Origin of the sequence: Tahibacter aquaticus (assembly GCF_004363655.1) — a bacterium.
Classification (GTDB): domain Bacteria; phylum Pseudomonadota; class Gammaproteobacteria; order Xanthomonadales; family Rhodanobacteraceae; genus Tahibacter; species Tahibacter aquaticus.
Genome location: NZ_SNZH01000007.1, coordinates 267,866 through 288,017 on the forward strand (window position 1 = coordinate 267,866; position 20,152 = coordinate 288,017).

The following is a 20,152-nucleotide window of genomic DNA, read 5'->3' on the forward strand; positions in this document are numbered from 1 at the left end:
CACGCACCGTGGCATCGCGCCGCAGCGGCGGCGGCGGTCAGCGCGTGGCCTGGCCCAGGTGGGCGCGAAACTGGCGCAGATTTTCCGGGTCGGGGTTGGTCCATTCGGGCAGCAGGCGTTCGGCCTCCTTCTGTGCCGCCAGGGCCTGCGCCGGTTGCCCCAGGTTTCTGGCAGCCTCGGCCATGATGGCCCAGGCCATGGCACGCACCGCGGCCGAGCCGGCGCCGTAGCTGGCGCCGTTGTCGAGCAGCGCCTGCGCCAGTTCGCTGGCCTGGGCCGCATGGCCCAAGGCCAGCTCGGCGCGGGCCTGGCCCAGCATTGCGCCGGCGTAGCGCGGCTCGGCCTGGGCGCCGAGTTTTTCCAGCACGGCACGGCAGGAACGGAAATTGTCCCGCGCGGCCTCGGCATGGCCGTTGATCAGTTGCGCCGCGCCCAGGGTCTGGCGCACCGCGGCGTTGTCGCGGCTGCCGGCCAGCAGCTTGTCCGCAATGGCGAGCGCTTCGGTCGCATTGGCCTCGGCCGCGGCACCGTTGCCGCGACGGCGTTCCCACTGGCTGAGGCCGTTCAGGCTGCTCATCACCAGCGGGTGCATGTCGCCGACGGCCTGGCGATTGCGCGCCAGCGCCGCCCGCAGCAGCGGCTCGGCTTCGTCCAGCCGCTCCAGCCGGGTCAGGCCTATGCCAAGGTTGCTGTCGACGGTGCGGCCCTGGGGCGAATCGCCGAGATGGTTTTCCTGGAAGATCGCCCGCGATTCGCTGAGCAGATCCACCATGCGCGGGAAATCCTGCTGGCTCATGGCCAGGTTGGCCAGCGAGTTGAGGGTCGAGGCCACGGCCGGATGGCGCTGCCCCAGCGCCGCGCGCTGTATCGCCAGTGCCTCGCCCAGCACGGCGGCGCTCTCTTCCAGCTTGCCCTGCTGGCGCAGGGCGATGCCGAGGATGGTCAGGCTTTCGCCCACAGCCGCGTGCTGCAGGCCCAGGCGTTTGCGCCGCATATCCAGGCCGATGCGCGCTTCGCGTTCGCCGGCGGCGCTGGACTGACGGTCGAGCAGCATCACGGCATAGTCGTTGTGTACGGTCGCCAGCTGCGAATGTTCATTGCCGTAGGCAGTTTCGGCGCGGGCAATCGCATCGCGGAAGGCTGCATCGGCTTCGTCGTAGCGGGCCAGGCGGGCCAGCAGCAGCGCTTCCAGCTGGTGGTCGCGGGCCTGCTCGGCCAAGCCTTGGATGCCGAGGCGGTCGCTCAGGGCCGTGGCGGCGCGGATCGAGGCCAGGCCGTCGGCGAATTTGCCCTGGCGGTCTTCGATCTGGGCGCGTTCGGCCAGCAGCGCGCTGAGCTGGCGCGGATCGTCGGTCTGCTGCTGTGTCTGGGTCAGCAACTCCAGCGCCTGGGCATACTGCGCCTGTTCCCGCCGTACCTGCGCCAGCTGCAATGCGTTTTCCACAAGTGATGAAGTATTGTTTTCCGCCTGGAACGCACTGCGCGCCTGGTCCAGCAGCTCGGCGGCTTTGTCGAACTGGCCGAGCTGGCGGTACAAGGTACCCAGGGTCTGGCGCATTTCCGCCTGCAGTGCCGGCTGCCCGGCGAGTTCCTCGCCGATGCGGGCCGAACCCTGGTCGAGCAGTTCGCGCGCGGTGATGCGGTTGCCGCTGGCGGCGTCGGGTGCGGAGGCATCGAACACGCCGGTCAGGAAGCGCTGTGCGGCGCGGGCCAGTTCCGCCTCGTGCGCGGCACGGCGGGCTTGCCACAGGGCCAGCGCGCTGCCGGCGATGATGGCGGCCAGGCCGAACAGCAGCGCGGCGCTGGCCAGCTTGTGCCGCGTCACCAGCCGGCGCAGCCGGTACCAGCCGCTGTCGCGCCGCGCCAGGATGGGCGCACCGCGCAGGAAGCGCTGTACATCGTCGGCCAGGGCCTGCGCCGTGGGATAGCGCCGCGCCGGCTCGGCGTCGGTGGCCCGGGCGACGATCACGGCCAGATCGCCGCGCAACTGCCGCGGCGGCACCGCGCTGCCGGTGCCTGCTGCCTTGCTCAGGCGTTCGCTGACCGGGCCGGACTGGGCCGCCGGGTTGTCGTGAAAGCGCGCGCCGCTGAGCAGTTCGAACAGCAGCACGCCCAGGGCGTAGACATCGACGGCCGTACCTATGGCTTCGCCGCGGATCTGTTCCGGTGCGGCATAGGCGCGGCTGAGGAAACGGGCGCCAGTACTGGTGCGCGCATCGGTACCGTCTTCTTCCAGCACCTTGGCCACGCCGAAATCCAGCAGGTGCGGCAGGCCCTGCGCATCGACCAGCACGTTGCCGGGCTTCAGGTCGCGATGCACGACCAGCTGTCCGTGCGCATAGGCCACGGCTTCGGCCAGCTGGCGGAACAGATCCAGCCGCTGCGCCAGGGTCGGCCGCGACGTCGCTGCCCAGTCCTGCAGCGGCACGCCGTCGACATATTCCATGACGAACCAGGGCTGGCCCGATTCGCTGATGCCGCCGTCGAGCAGGCGCGCAATCAGCGGATGCTGCAATTGCGCCAGGATGCGCCGTTCGCGCCGGAAACGGGCGAGGATTTCACCCGAATCCATGCCGCGCTTGATCCACTTCAGCGCACCGTGCTGCACATAGCCGTCGCCGCTGCGTTCGACCAGGAATACCGCGCCCATGCCGCCGCGGCCGATACAGCGCTGGATGTTCCAGCCGGCGATCTGCGTGCCGGCGGCGAGTTCGTCGTCGGTATGTGCAGCCAGCCGCTCGGCCACCGTCGCGGCGCTGCCGTCGAGCAGGTGCGGCGCGCTTTCCGCGGCAAGCAGCTGCTGCAGCACTGCCTGCAGGCGCGTGTCGCCGGCGCAGTGGGCCGTGACGAAAACCTCGCGCTGCGACGGCGCCAGTTCCAGCGCCTCGCGCAGCAGCGCATAGGCGCGGCGCTTGAGTTCGATGTCGCTGGTATCGTTCATGCGCCGGGCGGCGGCGTGGCCATTTCCGCAGCAAGCAGGGCGCGTGCTGCCTGCCAGTCGCGCATTACCGTGCGTACGGTCAGGCCTTCGAGTTCGGCCACTTCGGGAAAGGCCATGCCGGCGAAGAAATGCAGTTGCACCACACGCGCGGCGCGCTCGTCGATCTGTTCCAGCGTGGTGAGTGCCTGGTCCAGGGCGAGTACGTCGATGGCATCGTCGGGACGGTCGGGCAGGCGGTCGTCGAGGGTCACCATGATGGCGCCACCGCCGCGCTTGTCGGCCTGGATGCGCCGCGCATGATCCACCATTACCTGGCGCATGGCGCGCGCTGCCAGGGCCATGAAATGCTGGCGGTTGCTGGGATTGAGCTGGCTGGCGGCGGCCAGCTTCACATAGGTTTCATTCACCAGCGCCGTGGTCGACAGGGTGAGTACGGCGTTGCCGCGCAGCTGGCGCCGCGCGCACAGGCGAAGTTCGTCGTAGAGCAGGGTGAACAGCCGGTCCTGGGCCAGGGCCTCGCCTCGGCTGGAAGCGGCGAGCAAGGCAGTCACATCATCGTGCATAAAGGCGATCCGGAAGCGACGGCGCAACTGTCGAGCAAGGTGGTGGCGGCGTCAATCGCAGGCCGTTGTCGCTGCGGCCCGCGTGGCGTGCCGGCGGTGCGTGGTTCAGAGCGTGCGGGCGCCGTCTGCGGCATAGATTCGCAGCTGCACCGCGGCCTGTCTGTGCGCCATCACGACTGCATTCTGTGAATGGTGCCACGCAAGTGCGTCGATGCGGTCGAGCGCCAGATCCGCGACCAGCAGCGACGGTTCGCGCCAGGCCTGGCCAGGAATACGGCCGACGGCAGGCAACCAGCGTGCCTGCAGGTTTTTCAACTGCCGCAGCAGCGCGTGTTGCGCGGCGCGATTCAGCGCTGCTGCCTGTGCCTGCGAAAACGGGTTGTATGCGGTGATGAATGCGCACAGCGGCGCATCGCCCAGCCAGGCTTGCACCGTCTCGGGCAAAGGCTGGCCGATGCGCAGGCAGCTGCGGCCGGCGCGCGATGGCAGCCGTACTTCGAAGTGCGTATCGCGGTAGAGCTGCAGTAGCGCCGCCGCGATCGCCACTCAGTCGCGCGGCGGCAGCAGCGGCAATTGCGCCAGTACGGCTGCGTCGGCGGCCTGCATGTCGAGTTCCGCCAGCGCGGCCTTGCCGTGTACCAGTTCGCGCAGCAGGCGCGACTGCTGCTCGCCGCGCTCGCGTGCAAACGCATACGGCAGGCGCGTGAACGTGACGATGGCATAGCGCGGCAGATAGCGATCCGGATGGCGCTGCGCCAGCACGCGTTCCAGTTCGCGCATCAGCAAGTAGTCGGGATCGTCGACGCGGTCGCGCATCTCGACGTAGTTGTCCAGCGCCATCGCGGCGATCGCATCGCTGTTGGGCTTGCGCCGGCGCTGGAATTCGGCGAACACCTCGGCTGGTGCGGCGTGGCCGGCGGACAGCAGATCGGCCAGTTCCACCGCATCCTCGAAACCGCAGTTCATGCCCTGGCCGTGGAACGGCACGATGGCGTGGGCTGCATCGCCCAGCAGCAGGGCGCGGCCGTCCAGATGCCAGCGCTCCAGGTACAGCGTGGCGAGCAGGCCGGTGGGATTGCGCGTGAAATCGTCGAGGTAGTCCGGCATCAGTGGCACGGCATCGGCGAAATCGCGCTGGAAAAACGCGGCGACGGCGTCGCGTGTCGTCAGCGTGTCGAAGCCTGGTGCAGTGCCGGTGCTGCTGCCCGGCAGGAACAAGGTGACGGTGAAGCTGCCTTCCGCATTCGGCAGCGCGATACACATATAGCTGCCGCGTGGCCAGATATGCAGCGCATTCGGGTCCATCGCAAACAGATCGCCGCGCGCCTGGGCTTCGCGCAATTCTGCGCTCAGCGCCGCGGGCGGCAATTGCGGCAGCGGCGGAATTTCCAGTTCCTTGTAGCCATGGCCGAGGGCGTCCATGCGCTCGCCCAGGTCGGTTACGCCCTGCATGGCCTGGCGCAGGGCCGAGCCCGCGCCGTCGGCACCGAGCAGCAGGCTGGTCTGGTGTACGTGTTGGCTGTTGTCCGCATCGTTGCGCAGATGGATGCGCAGCGTGTCCCAGTCCACCGATTCCAGGCGCTGGGCGAAATGAATCGTCGCGCCGGCCTGTTCCGCGGCTGTGAGCAAGGTGCAATTGAGCTGGCCGCGGCTGACCGACCAGATCACTTCGCTGTCGTCGCGCCCATAGCGCTGCAGATTGGTCGTGCCGGCCGTGTCGTGTACGCGGCGGCCGCGCATCATCACCGCGATCGGTGCAATCACCTCGGTCAGGCCGGCCACGCGCAGGCCATGCCAGCCGCGTTCGGCCAGGGCCAGATTGATCGAGCGCCCACCGATGAAACCGTGGATGCGCGGATCCGGCCGGCGTTCGAACACCGTCACGCGGAAGCCGCGCCGGGCCAGCAAGGTGGCCAGCAGCGAGCCGACGAGGCCGGCGCCGATGAGGGTGATTTCAGGTTTGCTCGGCATGATAGGGGGGAGGCCGTGACTAAAAGTAAGCCAGGAAATAGTTGATGCCGCTCCAGGTGACTGCCGCCGATGCCTTGCAGTCCAGGCATTGGTCCCAGTACACCCTGGAAAAATGGTCCGGCACGCTGTGCAGCACGCTGAAGTGCCCTGGTTCGTCGCCGACTTCGGAAAAGACCGGTTGCCAGGCGCGGTCGTCGCGTAGCGTGAACACAGCAACGAAGCTGCCGCGTTTGCCCTGCTTGTCCTGATAGACGCCAACCAGCGCGCGATCGGGGCGCCCGTCGGCGTTGAAATCGCTGTTGACCACGAACTGGCGATTCCTGCTGGTCACATCGGCTCGCTGTGCCGCCGACAAGGCCGAACTCTCCAGCGCCGTCGCGCGTACCCATTCCCGGTTGACCCGGTCGACCGGAACGCCCAGCAATTCGGTGTCGCGCGGTTCCAGGGTGAACGTCTTCCACCACGTGGCATCGGCAACAGCGCTGTCGCACAAGAGTGCCGTCACGGCGATCATGGCGAATCGGACGCGGCGCAGGCAATCACGCACGCGCAAACGCCTTCATCGCTTCCACCAGTGTCCACGCATCGTCGAAACGGTTGTACAGCGCCGTCGGCGCGACGCGGATCACGTCGGGTTCGCGCCAGTCGCCGACGATACCCTGCTCGCTGAGGTGCTCGAACAGCGCACGGCCCGCATCGCGCGGGCCCTTGACGCGCAGGCTGAGCTGGCTGCCGCGGCGCTGCGGCTCGGCCGGCGTGAGGATGTCGATGAGCTGCGGTACTTCGCGCTGTATCGCCCAGGCCAGGTACGCCGTCAGCGCCAGCGATTTCTCGCGCAGGCGCCGGATGCCGGCGCGATGGAAGATTTCCAGCGAGACGCGCAGCGGCGCCAGCGCGAGGATCGGCGGATTCGACAGCTGCCAGCCGTCGGCGCCGGTCGTGGGCACGAACTGCGGACCCATCTGGAAGCGCGTGGACTGGTCGTGTCCCCACCAGCCGGCAAAGCGCGGCAACTCGCTGCGCGCATGGCGCTCGTGCACAAAGCAGCCGGCGACGGCGCCGGGCCCGGAGTTGACGTATTTGTAATGGCACCAGACGGCGAAATCGCAGCCGCTGTCGTGCAGGTCTACCGGTACGTTGCCGACGGCATGGGCCAGGTCGAAGCCGACGATGCAGCCCTTGGCATGGGCCAGCGCCGTGATCGCCTTGAGGTCGAATATCTGGCCGGTCAGGTATTGCACGCCGGGCAGCAGCACCACGGCAATGCGCTCGCCGTGTTCGTCCAGCGCGCGGGCGATTGCGTCCAGCGAGATGACGCCGTTGGCTTCGTCGCCGTCGAGTTCGATCAGCGCGGTGGCCGGGTCATGGCCGTGGAAGCGTACCTGCGACTGCAGGGCATATTGATCGGACGGAAATGCGCGCTTTTCCAGCAGTATTGCATTGCGCGTCGTGGTCGGCCGGTAGAAGCTCACCAGCATCAGGTGCAGGTTCGCGCTGAGCGAATTCATCGCCACCACTTCGCCGGGCTGGGCACCGACCAGGCCCGCCAGGTTGTCGCGCACGAAGCTGTGATACGGCATCCACGGATGGCGGCCGCGGAAATGCGCTTCCACTGCCAGCCGGCCCCAGTCGTCCAGTTCGTCCAGCAGCGCCTGGCGCGTTGCCTGGGGCTGCAGGCCGAGCGAATTGCCGCACAGGTAGACCTGGGCGTCATTGCCGTGCGGCGGAATGCAGAACTCGTCGCGGAAGGTCTTGAGCGGGTCGGCCTGGTCTTGCGTGCGGGCCCAGTCCAGGCCGGGCTGGAAATCCAACGAGTAGCTCATCGAGGGCTCACTTCCTCTGCAGTGACGCGGCGACCTGCTCGCAGCCGCGGTCGAACGCGGCGAGCCAGGCGGCGCTGGTGTTCTTCAGCACCGGATGCGCGCAGCGCAGCTGTACCCCGATGCCATTCTGGAAAAAATAGCTTTCGCGATATTTATAGCGTGTCTTCGCATTCAGGCCGGAGTAGCGCAGGCTGCTGCTGCCGTCCGGGCCGTTTTCGCTTTCGTAGCCCGGTGTCTGGCGTGCCTTTTCCATGCTGGTGCTGACGAAGGCCTGGAACGCCTGCGCGTCGTCGAGCTTGCGCGTGGTGACGCTGACGCGGCTGGCCTCGTCGGTGCCGCTGTCGGCGGGGTCTTTGACCTGGAACGCGACGACCTGCGGGCTGCCTTCGGTCATCTGCATGATCACCGGCCAGTCGTCCGGCGCATTGAAGGTGACGATACCGTCGTTGAGGCTGTAGTCCGCCGCCGCCACTGCGCTGGCGGCGCCGAACAGGGTCAGCAGGGCGAGAATCGGGCGAGCGAACATGCAGCCTCCAGGGGTTCAGGAAAAACGCGAAGCGGACAGGCTCAGCCACTCCAGCGCGGTGCCGTGGTAGATGCGCGCCGCATCCGGCTCGGCCAGGTTCAGCGCGGCAATGCCGCTGCCCGGCTGCTGTTCGCCCAGGGGAAAGGGATAGTCGGTGCCCAGCATCACGCGATCGATGCCGGCGACATCGACCAGGTAGCGCAGCGCCTGCGGATCGTGCACGCAGGAATCGAAGAACAGGCGGTCGAAATACTCGCGCGGGCTGCGCGCGTTGTCGGTTGCGACCAGATCCGGGCGCATGCGGAAGCCATGCTCGATGCGGCCGATGGTATACGGGAACGAGCCGCCGCCATGGGCCAGGCAGACGCGCAGCTCGGGCAGCCGTTCCAGCACGCCGCCGAGGATCAGGCAGCAGGCCGCGCGCGATTGCTCCGCCGGCATGCCGACCAGCCAGGGCAGCCAGTATTTGGGCATGCTTTCGCGGCCCATCATGTCCCAGGGGTGGACCAGGATCGCCGCGCCCAGGTCGGCCGCGGCCTCGAAGAACGGAAACAGTTCCGGTGCATCAAGATTCCAGTTTTCCACATGGGAACCGATCTGCACACCGCTCAGGCCGAGCTGCTCGACGCAGCGCTGCATTTCCTGGATGGCCAGGGTGGGCGACTGCAGCGGCACCGTGCCGATGCCGGCGTAGTGGCGCGGATAGTCGCGGCAGAGCTGGGCGGTGTGGTCGTTCAGGTGCCTATGCAGTTCCAGCGCCTGGTTGGCCTTGGCCCAGTAGGAGAACAGCACCGGCACGGTGGAAATCACCTGCACCTGCACACCGAACTTGGCGTAGTCGTCCACGCGCAGCTGCGGGTCCCAGGTGTTCGGCCAGATCTCGCGGAAGAACTTGCCGTCCTTGTAGATGCGATGGCGGTCATCGGTATGCACGATGACCGGGAAGCGGTCGTCGCCGTACTTCTCGGCCAGGTTGGGCCAGTCGCGCGGCAGGATATGGGCGTGGGTATCGATCTTCAGCATGGTCGGCGAGTGTAAGCGACGGGGCGGTGGTGGTGGGGCGATGCCGGGCACATCAGCCGTAGCGCGCCGGGGCCGGGTTCAGATGGCCGCAGCCCTTGCAGGTGCGCGCGGCCGGCGAGCCGTAGAAACGGTCGAACACCGGCGGGAAATCGGTCTCGACATTGGCCAGGGCAAAGAACTCTTCGTACAGCTTGTTGTTGCAGCGCTCGCAGTACCACTGCAGGCCGTCCAGCTCGTGCTGCAGGCGCTTGCGCTCGACCACCAGCCCTATCGAATCCGGCCCGCGCTGCGGCGAATGCGGCACGCGCGGCGGCAGGTAGAACACCTCGCCGGCGCCGACGCGAATATCGCGCGGCTGGCCGTCTTCCTGGATGCGCAGCACCAGCTCGCCTTCGAGCTGGTAGAAGAACTCCGGGCCTTCGTCGATATGGTAGTCGGTGCGCTGGTTGGGCCCGCCCACCACCATCACGATGAAGTCGCCGTCGTAGATGCACTTGTTCGCCACCGGCGGTTTGAGCAGGTGGCGGTTGTCCTCGATCCAGCGCTGGAAGTTCAGGGGCGGTGCTAGCGGCATGGCGGCGTTCCGGGCCAGGTTGACGGCGCAGTGTAGCGGCTGCGCCGGCGTATTGCCGTGGCGTGGCTGCCTCGTCCTGCGCTGGACGGGCTTGCCGACGCGACGCATCATGCGCGCCTTTCCGCCCGGGGACGGGCTGCATCCGAGGCTGCCATGTCACTGTCTTGCGTCCGCCTGCGCGCAGTGCAAATCCTGTTGTCGAGTGCCGCACTGCTGCCAGTGCCGCTGTGCGCGCAGGACTATGCCGTCTCGTCGGGCTGGTCCACCTTCTGGGGCGCCTTCGCCGATGAGCTTTTCGGCCAGCCCAGCGATGCCGCCCTGAAGGAGACCGCGCGCTTCGATCAGGCCGGTATCGCCTTCGACTATCCGGCCGTGCTGCGCGTCAACCTGGCCGAAGACGGCGACGGTTGGCGAATCTGGCGCGGCGACGCGGAACTGGCGCTGTCGATAGAGCGCGACGCGGAAGAACAATCCCAGGCCGAACGCGAAGCCGACACCGTCGACTACCTGCAGCGCATGCAAGATATTTTCAACACACGCGATGCCAAGGTGGCGGCGCCGGCCAAAGCGGCGCAGGCGAATTGGTGTGGTAAGGACATCGCTGGCATCCGTATGCGTACGCCTTTCGTCGGTGACGAGCACGAATTTCTCGTGTTCAAATTACCGCTGGGACGGGGCAAGGTAGCGACTCTGCAATTCGAAGACGTCATCGCCGACGGCAAGAATTCGCGCACCTTCGATGCGCTGTTGAGCAGCGTCAAGGCGACCTTGCGCTGCGGCAGCAAGGGTGCAGCAGACTCCTCCGGCGGATAGCCCATCGGGCGGCGTGACCCTGTTCCGCGGCGTTTCGCGATAGTGGGTTGTTGGCACAGGACGGCAGGCCGTCGGCCCGCTCATGCGTGCAGCCGCAGTCCTGTGCTGGTTGTTCTCTCCCGCTGAATCTCCGGTCGTCAGCCGTGCTGCCGGCCTATCGTTGTACCGTCTAGGGGTTTGCATGAAACGATGGATTGCCGGCGTCGCCCTGATGGCCGCGCTGGGTATGGCTGCACCGGCGCTGGCGCGCTGCGACCTGACGGGTGCCGAATCGACCGTCTACGGTTACCAGGTAGGCACCCAGGGCAACTGCACCACGCTGGAAGAAGCGGAAGCGCTGCTGCGCAGCGGCAGTGGCGGCCTGCCGGCGGTGCAACTGGCTTTCATCATTCCGTACGATTTCGACAACGGGCCCAGTTCGCGCGCCCTGCTCGACTACCGGCCCTACGGGGCACTGAAGCCCGGCGCCAGCGCGCTGACGGGGGCGCCGGTTTCCACCACTTCGTTCTTTCGTACGTATGCCAAGAACTGGCCGCCAGCGCCGGGCAGCTGCCCGCTGGCGGGGTGCGACAGTACCGGTTGCGCCACGCCCGAGCTGGAACGCCAGCGTCTGCAATGCCAGATCGCGGCAACCTGGTCGCAGGACCCGCGCTATTGCTGGAACCTGTCCGGCAACGTGAGCAGCAGTGGCGCCGTCACGCGCTTCTCCCGCGCCAACGGCGCAGGCAATGAATCCGGATCGCTGCTCTTTGCACCGAGCAGCAGCACGGCCAACGATTCGGGTGCGACGCTGTCGGCGACCTTGCAGACCTGTGTCGCCGGGCGCGATGCGGAAACCCCGGCGGCCACGCAATCCTTCAGCTGGGGCATGGCGCGCCAGGACACTATCTCCTGCGGCGCCGGCTCGACCGTCAACGGCGCGGCAACCTCGGCCGGCGATGCGTGCAGCACGCGGTTCGAAAAAGCCATCGTCAACGGCCCGAAATTCACCCAGGCGCCGAACCAGTGCAGTGCGGGCAATCCCTGCTATCCGGGCAACGGCAACAAGACGGCCGATGTGAAGGTATTCGACTACGGCCGCATTGCGCTGAGCCTGCACTACGGCTCGCTGCGCCAGTTGCGCAATTTCGGCTATATCGACCAGAACTGGTCGCACAGCTTTGCCAAGCGCATCCTGACCGAATGGGGCGCGCCCGGACATTTCGGCACCAATCCGGAAAACGCGCCGATCGAGAACGTCGCTACTGTTTTCGTGCAGGACGAGATGCCGGCGCTGGAAGTGTACCGCCGCGACGGTGTACTGCCGGCCGGCCAGTTCCGCGCCACCAGCAGCCTGGGCCGCACCGTGCGCTACTTCGGCCAGGACGGCGCAACCGCGCCGCGCTACGAGCTGACCTATACCGACGGCCAGGTGGAAATCTACGATCGTGCCGGCCGCCTGCTCGAAATGCGCCGTGCCGGCAGCCCTGCCGGCAACCTCGTGCTGACTTACCGCGGTCGCGCCATCACCCAGAGCCACCAGACGGAAACCGCGCATCTGGAAGAAGCGTTCTGGCGCATCGACCGCATCACCGACGGCAGCGGCCGTTATGTCACCTTCCACTACGGCAGCGGCCGTCTGATGCCGCTCGCGCGCATCGTCGCCGACGACGGTATTACCGAGCTGGCGCGTTTCGACCATGACCCGAGCGGCCGCCTGAGCGCGCTCGTGCGTTTCGGCGAAAGCCAGCAGTTTCTCTACAACGAGCCGGCCTATCTCGACGTGGCCGCCGGCGTGCGCGGCGCCTGGCTCACCGGCGTGATCGACGAAGAACAGCGCCGCTACGCCACTTATGCCTACGACGACTGGGGCCGGGCCAAGGCCAGCTGGCATGGACTGGATGCCGGCAAAGTCGAGATCGTCTATCCCACCGTGACGCCGGGCGGCACCGCGCAGGACGACAGCCGTGCCATCGTGCGCACGCCGGCCTACGGCGAAGTGGAATACCGCTTCCATCCGACCGAGCCGTACCGGCAGCTGTCCAGCGTGGTCGATATGGCCGGCACGGTCAGCTATGAATTCCAGCCCAGCGGGCACCGCGTCAAGGCGCGCATCGACCGGCGCGGCATACGTACCGAATTCGACTACAACCCGGCCAACAGCCACCAGGTGGCGCGGGTAGAGGCCAAGGGCACGCCGGACCAGCGCCGCACCGAATTCGACTGGGACTACAGCACCGGGCGCATGACCGGCGAACGCCTTTACGCCGAGCCGAGCAACGGGCCGCGCAAGCTTCTGCTCGACCGGCGCTTCCGCTATGTGCCGGGCACCGCACTGCTGGCGGGTACCGACCGGGTCGATCCGCTGGACGGCCGCAGCCGCAGCACGTCGTATACCTATTGCACGAGTACAGATGTAGTCAATCCGGCCACAGGCTGCGCCTTGACGGGCCAGCTCAAGAGCTTCGACGGCCCGCGTACCGATGTTGCCGATACCGTCAGCTACGCCTACTACACCGTTGACGCACTGGGTGGTTGCGGCAGCCTGGCAGGCCCCTGCCAGCGCAAGGGCGACCTGCGCCGCATCACCAACGCGCTGGGCCAGAGCAGCGAGATCGTGACTTACGACCGCGCCGGACGGCCGCTGCGCGTGCGCGACGAGAACGGCACCCTGACCGACTACAGCTACCACGCCCGCGGCTGGCTGCTCACGCGCACCGTGCGTGCCACTGCCAGCGGCGTACCCAGCGCCACCGATGCGACGACTACGCTGGAATACGATCGCAGCGGCAATGTCACACGGCAGATCGCACCCGACAACGCCGGCACGCTGAGCTACAGCTACGATGACGCGCAGCGCCTGGTGCGCATCGGCGACGCGCTGGGCAATGCCCTCACCTACGATCTGGACCGCTCCGGCAACCGCCGCAGCGAACGCCGCTCCGGCCCTGACGGCATCGATACCCACAGCCTGTACCGCAACTACAACCAGCTGAACCAGCTGGTGTTCGAACTCGATGCGTTCAGCCGGCCGCTGTACCACATGAATCTGAACGACACGCCGGCAGGCGTGATGGACGGGCACGACGCCAACGGCAATCCGCGCCGCCTGATCGACGGCCGCGCGGTGCTGCTCGACATGCAGTACGACGCGCTCAATCGCCTGGTCAAGACCTTGCAGGACTACCAGGGCAGCGGGCCGACAGCCAACGCGGAAACACGTTACGGCTACGACGCCGAAGACCGCCTGACCAGCGTCACCGATGCCGACGGCGTACCTACCGGCTACCACCACAACGGGCTCGGCGATCTGCGCCAGGTTGTCAGCCGCGACAGTGGCACCAGCACGTATACCTACGATCTTGCCGGCAACAAAATCACCGAAACCGATGCGCGCGGCACTACGGCGACGCATGTCTACGATGCGCTGAATCGCGTTACGGACACTTTCTACCCCGATCTGTCGCGCCACGTGCGCCGCGACTACGACCTGGCCGACAGCGCCAGCGGCTGCGTCGACTCCTATTCCACCGGGCGTCTGAGCCGCATTACCGACCGCAGCGGCAGTACCACGTATTGCCATGACCGGCGCGGCAATGTGGTGCGCAAGATCCGCCTCAAACCGGGCCAGACCCTGCTCAGCGGCGATATGCGCCAGGTTCACTACGCCTACGACAAGAGCAACCTGCTGCGCCAGATCGTCTATCCGCATGGATCGGTGGTCAGTTACGCGCGCAATGCCAACGGCCAGGCGACCGGCCTTTCCTGGCAGCCCTATGCCGGCGGCCCGGTCAGCCAGCTGGTGCTGAATGCGCAGTACTACCCGTTCGGCCCGCTGCACGCGCTGACCTTCGGCAATACCTTGCAACTGGTGAAGAACTACGACGCCAACTACATGATCGACAGCATCGAAAGCACGCAGCCTGGCGGACTGGTGCTGGACCTGCAGACCGACGTGCTGGGCAATGTCATGGCGATAGCGCCGAGCATCGACGGCCCGCCGCTGCGGCGCTACAGCTACGACCCGCTCAATCGCCTGACCGAGATGCGCGACGGCAGCAATGTCATGCTGGAGCAGTTCGGCTATACAGCGGTGGGCGACCGCCTGAGCAAGCGCATCGGCGCCCAGTCGCCGCAGAACTATTCCTATCAGCCGGGCACGCACCGCCTGGCCAGCAGCGGCAGCGTCGGCCGCAGCTACGATGCCAACGGCAACACCACGGGCGGACTGGATTTCTCCAGCTATCCACTCGTTTACGACGACGCCAATCGCCTGAGCCAGGTCACGGCGCCGGGGCAGGGGGCCAGCGTTGGCGTGAACTACGACTACGACGGCCTGGGCCAGCGGGTGAGCAAGGCCCGCGGCGATGAACTGGTCGACACCTTCTACGACGAATCGGGCTCGCGCCTGGTGGACGAAGTGTGGAGCGTGGACTGCAGCGGCAGTGTTTCGCGCAAAACCGCCGGGACCGGGCACGTTGCCAGCGCAATCGGCTGCCCCGGCGGCGGCACGGCCATCGTGGCGGCGAAATCGCGCACCGAATACCTCTACCTGGACGGCCTGCCGGTAGTGCTGGCGCGCTACAGCGGCAGCAATCCGACAGTGCAGCTGAGCTACCTGCATACCGATCACCTGGGCACACCGCGCGTGGCGATCAACGTCGGTAGCGGCGCGCAGCAGTGGCGCTGGGATCTGCAGAACACCGCCTTCGGCGACCACGCGCCGGTGGCACTGGAAAGCGGCTACGAATTGAATATGCGCTATCCGGGCCAGTTCTACGACAAGGAGTCGGGGCTGTATCACAACTACTTCCGCGACTATGAGCCGAAGACGGGGCGGTATATCGAGAGTGATCCGATTGGGTTGGCTGGGGGACTTGCCACCTATTCCTATGTCAGCGGAAATCCGCTGTCACTGTTCGACTTCCTGGGTCTTATCGAAGGAAGTCAGGGAAATCTCGATCGCCGTCGTAGAATTGACGAAATCGCGAAGAGCTATGAGGGCAGTCCATTGTGGGCAAAGAATGTCCGCAAAGGCGACCATCCGCCCGGTAGCAATAAATGCAATTTGTTTGTAAATGATGTGTTGGCCGAAGCCGATGCTCCGATGGTTGTGCGAACCAAGGAAGGAAACACTAGACGGCCTACAGCCGGGGAAATGGCTAATACTGGGGCGCCCATTCCCAATTGGCGTGTCCTAAAGCCGAGTGAATTGCCAGGGCCTGGAGATGTGGCTGCGTTCCGCTTGGACGATGGCCTTTCTACGGTAGGGGCAACCGGGCACACCGGCATTATCACATCATGTGAATGTGACGCCGGTATATCGAATCAAAGCGCTCACGAGTTCAATGTAGGACCTGTGCCTGGCCAGTTTAACAACAAAACCTTCCGCCGCTACACTGGTGATTAATATGGCTATGAGAGGAATGCATAAAAAAGCAATCGTCTTTCTGGTTGTTGCGGTAGCTGTGTCACCGCCCGTTTTTTCGCAGAAATTCGACGCATCTATTTTCATTCTCGGCGAGAAAAATGGCTCCGGCGTCTACACTTTCCGCGGAAAAAAAATGCCGCTTCCGGATATCTATACTGAGATGGAAGGCAAGTTCAACCAGGCGAGCATGATGGAGCCTTTTGGTGTTATTTTCGATGAAAGTGTGACTTTCAAAAAGATAATAAATGTAAAAGGAATGCTTGAAAAGAAGGGTTTTACGAATATAAAATATTTTTCATTTGCCGAAGGGGGGCGTTACATGATGAGTGTTTCCCTGGGTGGCGTGGTTCCTGTTCCTGTTCCCTAGCGACAGAGTCATTTATTCTTGGTTTTTGGTTTGATTGGTCAAACTGTTGAGCGTCTGTTGCTCGGGATATCTTCGTGTGTTGCCGATTCTGTTATGCAAAAGGTGCTATGAAGCCAATAATTCTTGCTATTGCGTTGGCGGGCGTGTTCGCCTCTGCCGGTGCTAATGCACAAAATGGCAGCGAAGAAACCCCCGAGTCCATGGCCGAACGGCTGGTCGACGGCAACGCGCGTCCGGTGGCCAATGTGAGTACGCCGGCCGGTACGGTCTATTTTCGCTATCACTTCTTCGGCAATGGCTATACCTGGCACCCGACCAACGTCATTTCCGACCCGGACAACAACCGCAATGGCCGTACCATCGATGCCTCGTCGCCGGTGATACTGGAAACGCGCGGCTTGGCTGTGACCGGTGCAGCGGGTTCCAGTACGCAATATGTGGAATTCGAGCATTGCATTCTGGCGGGGCCGAATCCGCTTTGCGCTTCGCCGCAGCGTTTTCGGTTCCGTGTCGATCCTGCGGTAACCGCAACGCCGGCCAGCGCGATCACGGTCGACGGTTCCTACCCGCGCGAGATTCAGCTGGTCACTGAAATCCCGCTGTCCGGTGCGCGCATCGATGCCACATGTACCAGCACCAGCGGGCCGACGGTTCCGGCGGTGATCAGCGTGACACCGGCCTGGGCCAATACCGACAGCCAGGGCAAGACCGCGTTTACGATCACGGCGTCCAAGCTGCGGCTGATTGCTTCCAGTGGCCCGGCGCCGTCGGGCAAATGTACGTTCCAGCCGACCGGTGGCAGCAAGTTGTTGGACGTGACCGTGCAGGGCGAGCGGATTGCGCCGTCGCTGCAGATAACACCGTCTTTGGTGAGCGTGGCTGCTGCGCCGGCGGAGGCGATCGATCAGGTCGTGACGGTGAAGACGGCGTCGCCGGTTGCGGCCAACGTCAAGATCCGCGCCAGCTGTTCCAACGAGGGAACGCCGGCGACAGTGCGCCTGGATGGCGGTACCACGCCGGCGGCCAGTGTCGTTGCCGAAAAGATGAGCGATGCAGCAGGACAAGTCAGCTTCCGCGTGATCGCCGAGAAACTGGTCAGCATCACCGATACGCCACGTATCCGCTGCAATTTCAACGTCGACGGCCTGTCGCCCGTCTATCAGTACACGGCGGCAGGAAAGCGGATCAATCCGTCCTTCTCGCTCAACCCGGCACAGATTACCCAGTCCGGATCTACCGGCGTCACGGTTACGATGAATCCGTCTTATGCAGGGTTCGTCATCGTTCCGAGCTGTACCCAGCAGAACACCACGCTATCGGCAACGCCATCGACGACGCAGACCAACGCGTCCGGCCAGCAGCTGTTCAATATCGCCGTGAATCCGCTGGTGATCACCAACCCGGACACATCGGTAGTTCCGGCGGCGAGCTGCCGCTTCGGCATCAGCACATTCCTGTCGCCGACGCTGCAGTTCCGTACGGGTAATGCCTGTGCAATGGCGCTGTCGCCGTTGCCGGCGCAGTGTGGGGCACCGGCCACTTGAGAGAAATACGCCATACGCTGGCAAATTGACGGCGCGACGGAGTGCGCCTCAGGCGAAGTTGCCATCCAGCGCCGCCACACACTTCAGCTCGATCGCAATCGGCGTCGGCAATGCCGTGATGCCCAGCGTGGTGCGGCAGGGCTGCGCCGTGGTGAAGTGTTCGGCGTAGAGACGGTTGTAGGCGGGGAAATCGCGGGCCATGTCGGTGAGGTAGACGGTGACATCGACGAGGTCTTCCCAGCGCGCGCCGGAGGCTTCCAGTACGGCGCGCACGTTGGCGAATACCTGGCGGCATTGCGCTTCGATGTCGTAGCTGAGCAGGCGTTTTTCCGCGTCGTATACATTGCCGGGAATTGCATTGCTGCCGGGTGTGCGCGGGCCTACGCCGGACAGGAACAGCAGGTTGCCGACGCGGCGTGCGTGCGGATAGGCGCCGACGGGGGCGGGTGCGTTGCTGGCGTGGATGGTATCGCTCACGGATTGCGGTCTCGGTTGCCGACGGTGATGTTCTGCGTGGTCACGACCTGATTGTCCGCGTTGGTGGCGCGCAGGCGGTACTTGCCCGGGCGCAGATACAGGTCGGTACGCAGCTGGTCGATGGTACGGAATTTCTGTTCGGTGTTGGACAGGCTGTTGTCGCGCAGGCCGATGACGATGCGGTCGGCCGGAATGGCGTCGTCGCCGTCGCCCTGGTAGCGGGCTTCGAGCAGGCAGGGCATGCTGTTGCGGCAGATTTCGCCGTCGACGCTGTAAGGCACGCGCGCGCCGTCGAGGCTTAGCCAGCTCTCGCGGCCGTTCTCGCGCGTGAATGGCGGCAGCACGACGCTGAGGTCGTACTGGTCGGGGCGCAGGGTCCACGGCTTGCCGTCCGCGGCGACGAACACGCCGGGCTGTTTCGGCGGCGACTTGGCCAGCAGCGCGCGGTAGTAGGCGTGGTCCTGGCCGAGCTGGGTATGCGGTATCAGCATGGTCTGCTCGATGGTGAGCGGATCGATCCGCGTCATCTTGCGGAAATGCTGCGCCATGCTGGCGCCGCCGAGGTATTTGCCCGATTCGACGATATGCGCATAGCCGGCGTTGACGACCAGCCGCGCGTCGGCATTGTCCTTGAACACGCGCTGGTACAGGTTGCGCGCCTGTTCGCGTTCGCGCGCATCGCCGGTGGCGTCCGAGGCAGCCTCGTAGGGCACGACGATGAAGCCAAGCTTGAGCGCGGTGCGGACCATTTCCGCATAGACCGGCTCTTGCGTGTAGAAGCCGCTATCGTCGTTGGCATAGCCGCGCTGGGCCAGCTTGTGGTCGGTTTCGTAAAGGGTTTCCGCGGCGAAATGGGTAAAGCCCAGTGCTTTCAGTCGAGGCAGCATTTCCACCGTGAGCGAGCGGGTGATCGCCGCGTTGTGCGCTTCGTTGAAAAACACAGCGCGCTGGCCCTGAGCCAGGCGCGCAATCACATCGACGGCGGGCTGCAGCTGCCAGTCGCCTTCCAGCGGAGAGGGCGCGTCCTGCTTGTCGCTGATCTGCTGGATGGAGAACGACTGCAATGCGTCTTCGTGCAGGCCGAGGTAGCTTTGATGCCAGCTCAGATACTGGCCGAAGATCAGGCGGAAGGCCTTGGATTCGTCCGCCGCATAGGCTGCGCGCATGATCTGGTACTGCGCCAGCAGACCGCGCACTTTTTCCGTCTGGCGCAAAATGGATTCGGATTTTTCCGCCGCGGCTATCTGCTGTTCCTTCCAACTGGCTGCGGATAACGGCGCGGCGGCGCACAGCAGGACGGACGAGAGCAGGACTATCAAGCGCTGGTGCATGGGATGGCCTCCGGTGTGCGCGCAGCATAAGTCAGGCCGGAAAGCGCCGGTTTTGCAGCGCGTGTGCGTTGCCGCCATTGTGGCCTTGTGCGGGCGAACGCGCAGTCACGGTCACAACGGCGCGGCAGCCACGGCTCAGTCGCGCTGGGCCAGGCGCGCCAGGGCGGCGGCATAGACCGAGGGCAGCTGGTCGCGCGCACCGACGGTCATGCCCAGGTCGGTGATGCGGCCGTCGAACAGGCTGTAGATCCAGCCATGTACGCTGAGGTTCTGCTCGCGTGCCCAGGCGTCTTCGACAATGGTGGTCTGGCAGACATTGAAAACCTGCTCGATCACGTTCAGTTCGCACAGGCGCGCATGGCGCAAGGCGTCGAGTTCCAGCTTGTCCAGCATTGCCGCATGTTTCTGTGCCACGTCGCCGACATGGCGCAGCCAGTTGTCGGCCAGGCCTACGCGCACGCCGGTCAGGCTGGCATGTACGCCGCTGCAGCCGTAGTGGCCGACCACCATGATGTGTTCGACCTTGAGCAGGTCGACAGCGAACTGGATGGTGCTGAGGCAGTTCAGATCGGTGTGTACGACGACGTTGGCCACGTTGCGGTGGACGAATACTTCGCCGGGTTGCATGTCGGTGATCTGGTTGGCCGGCACGCGGCTGTCGGAACAGCCTATCCAGAGGTATTTAGGCGCCTGCTGGTTGGACAGGCGCTTGAAGAAGGCTGGATCCTGGGCGCGCATGGATTCGGCCCAGGCTTTGTTGCGCTTGAGCAGGTCGGACAGGTCGTTCAT

At 65.3% G+C, this 20,152-nt stretch carries 16 protein-coding genes; 4 read left to right on the forward strand and 12 right to left on the reverse strand.

Annotated features, from left to right (window positions below; genetic code table 11):
• Nucleotides 1-37 precede the first annotated feature (37 nt).
• The 9 genes from DFR29_RS13465 to DFR29_RS13505 all read right to left on the reverse strand — a co-directional run bounded on the left by DFR29_RS13465 (nucleotide 38) and on the right by DFR29_RS13505 (nucleotide 9,421).
• Nucleotides 38-2,941: a serine/threonine-protein kinase gene (locus tag DFR29_RS13465; RefSeq protein WP_133819122.1), complete on the reverse strand. Its 2,904-nt coding sequence runs from the start codon at nucleotides 2,939-2,941 to the stop codon at nucleotides 38-40.
• On the reverse strand, nucleotides 2,938-3,504 hold the full coding sequence (locus DFR29_RS13470; RefSeq protein ID WP_133819123.1) for an ECF-type sigma factor: 567 nt from the start codon (nucleotides 3,502-3,504) through the stop codon (nucleotides 2,938-2,940). Before DFR29_RS13470 ends, DFR29_RS13465 begins: the two co-directional genes overlap by 4 nt.
• Before the next feature lie 105 nt (nucleotides 3,505-3,609).
• The gene (locus tag DFR29_RS13475; protein ID WP_208113591.1) at nucleotides 3,610-3,948 is read right to left on the reverse strand and encodes a DUF3293 domain-containing protein; all 339 of its coding nucleotides are present in this window, start codon (nucleotides 3,946-3,948) and stop codon (nucleotides 3,610-3,612) included.
• Nucleotides 3,949-4,050: 102 nt separating this feature from the next.
• A complete protein-coding gene (locus DFR29_RS13480; RefSeq protein ID WP_133819125.1) occupies nucleotides 4,051-5,475 on the reverse strand; it encodes an FAD-dependent oxidoreductase in 1,425 nt (474 codons plus the stop codon).
• 19 nt (nucleotides 5,476-5,494) lie between these two features.
• Nucleotides 5,495-5,989 carry a hypothetical protein gene (locus tag DFR29_RS13485; protein WP_133819126.1) on the reverse strand — a complete coding sequence of 165 codons (495 nt, stop codon included), beginning with the start codon at nucleotides 5,987-5,989 and terminating at the stop codon, nucleotides 5,495-5,497.
• Nucleotides 5,990-6,014: 25 nt separating this feature from the next.
• Nucleotides 6,015-7,298 (reverse strand): kynureninase, encoded by a 1,284-nt coding sequence (gene kynU / locus DFR29_RS13490; RefSeq protein ID WP_133819127.1) that lies wholly within the window; start codon nucleotides 7,296-7,298, stop codon nucleotides 6,015-6,017.
• A gap of 7 nt (nucleotides 7,299-7,305) precedes the next feature.
• The gene (locus tag DFR29_RS13495; RefSeq protein ID WP_133819128.1) at nucleotides 7,306-7,824 is read right to left on the reverse strand and encodes a hypothetical protein; all 519 of its coding nucleotides are present in this window, start codon (nucleotides 7,822-7,824) and stop codon (nucleotides 7,306-7,308) included.
• A gap of 15 nt (nucleotides 7,825-7,839) precedes the next feature.
• Entirely contained in the window at nucleotides 7,840-8,847 is a 1,008-nt protein-coding gene (locus DFR29_RS13500; RefSeq protein ID WP_133819129.1) for an amidohydrolase family protein, read from the reverse strand.
• 52 nt (nucleotides 8,848-8,899) lie between these two features.
• Complete coding sequence (locus tag DFR29_RS13505; RefSeq protein WP_133819130.1) at nucleotides 8,900-9,421, reverse strand: 3-hydroxyanthranilate 3,4-dioxygenase; 522 nt, start codon at nucleotides 9,419-9,421, stop codon at nucleotides 8,900-8,902.
• Nucleotides 9,422-9,574: 153 nt separating this feature from the next.
• On the opposite strand from DFR29_RS13505, the gene DFR29_RS13510 reads away from it, so the two are divergent.
• The 4 genes from DFR29_RS13510 (at nucleotide 9,575) to DFR29_RS13525 (ending at nucleotide 17,555) form a co-directional block, all read left to right on the forward strand.
• Nucleotides 9,575-10,234 carry a hypothetical protein gene (locus DFR29_RS13510; protein WP_133819131.1) on the forward strand — a complete coding sequence of 220 codons (660 nt, stop codon included), beginning with the start codon at nucleotides 9,575-9,577 and terminating at the stop codon, nucleotides 10,232-10,234.
• 181 nt (nucleotides 10,235-10,415) lie between these two features.
• Nucleotides 10,416-15,623 carry an RHS repeat-associated core domain-containing protein gene (locus tag DFR29_RS13515; protein ID WP_166654074.1) on the forward strand — a complete coding sequence of 1,736 codons (5,208 nt, stop codon included), beginning with the start codon at nucleotides 10,416-10,418 and terminating at the stop codon, nucleotides 15,621-15,623.
• Nucleotides 15,616-16,011, forward strand: coding sequence for a hypothetical protein (locus DFR29_RS13520; protein WP_133819133.1), 396 nt, complete (start codon nucleotides 15,616-15,618; stop codon nucleotides 16,009-16,011). The genes DFR29_RS13515 and DFR29_RS13520 overlap by 8 nt, the downstream gene beginning before the upstream one ends.
• 107 nt (nucleotides 16,012-16,118) lie before the next feature.
• On the forward strand, nucleotides 16,119-17,555 hold the full coding sequence (locus DFR29_RS13525; protein WP_133819134.1) for a hypothetical protein: 1,437 nt from the start codon (nucleotides 16,119-16,121) through the stop codon (nucleotides 17,553-17,555).
• Nucleotides 17,556-17,603: 48 nt separating this feature from the next.
• Here the strand turns inward: DFR29_RS13525 and DFR29_RS13530 are convergent, their stop codons facing one another.
• The 3 genes from DFR29_RS13530 to can form a co-directional block, all read right to left on the reverse strand.
• On the reverse strand, nucleotides 17,604-18,032 hold the full coding sequence (locus DFR29_RS13530; protein WP_133819135.1) for a RidA family protein: 429 nt from the start codon (nucleotides 18,030-18,032) through the stop codon (nucleotides 17,604-17,606).
• The gene (locus DFR29_RS13535) at nucleotides 18,029-19,363 is read right to left on the reverse strand and encodes a hypothetical protein (RefSeq protein WP_133819136.1); all 1,335 of its coding nucleotides are present in this window, start codon (nucleotides 19,361-19,363) and stop codon (nucleotides 18,029-18,031) included. Before DFR29_RS13535 ends, DFR29_RS13530 begins: the two co-directional genes overlap by 4 nt.
• Nucleotides 19,364-19,498: 135 nt before the next feature.
• Nucleotides 19,499-20,152 carry a carbonate dehydratase gene (gene can / locus DFR29_RS13540; RefSeq protein ID WP_133819137.1) on the reverse strand — a complete coding sequence of 218 codons (654 nt, stop codon included), beginning with the start codon at nucleotides 20,150-20,152 and terminating at the stop codon, nucleotides 19,499-19,501.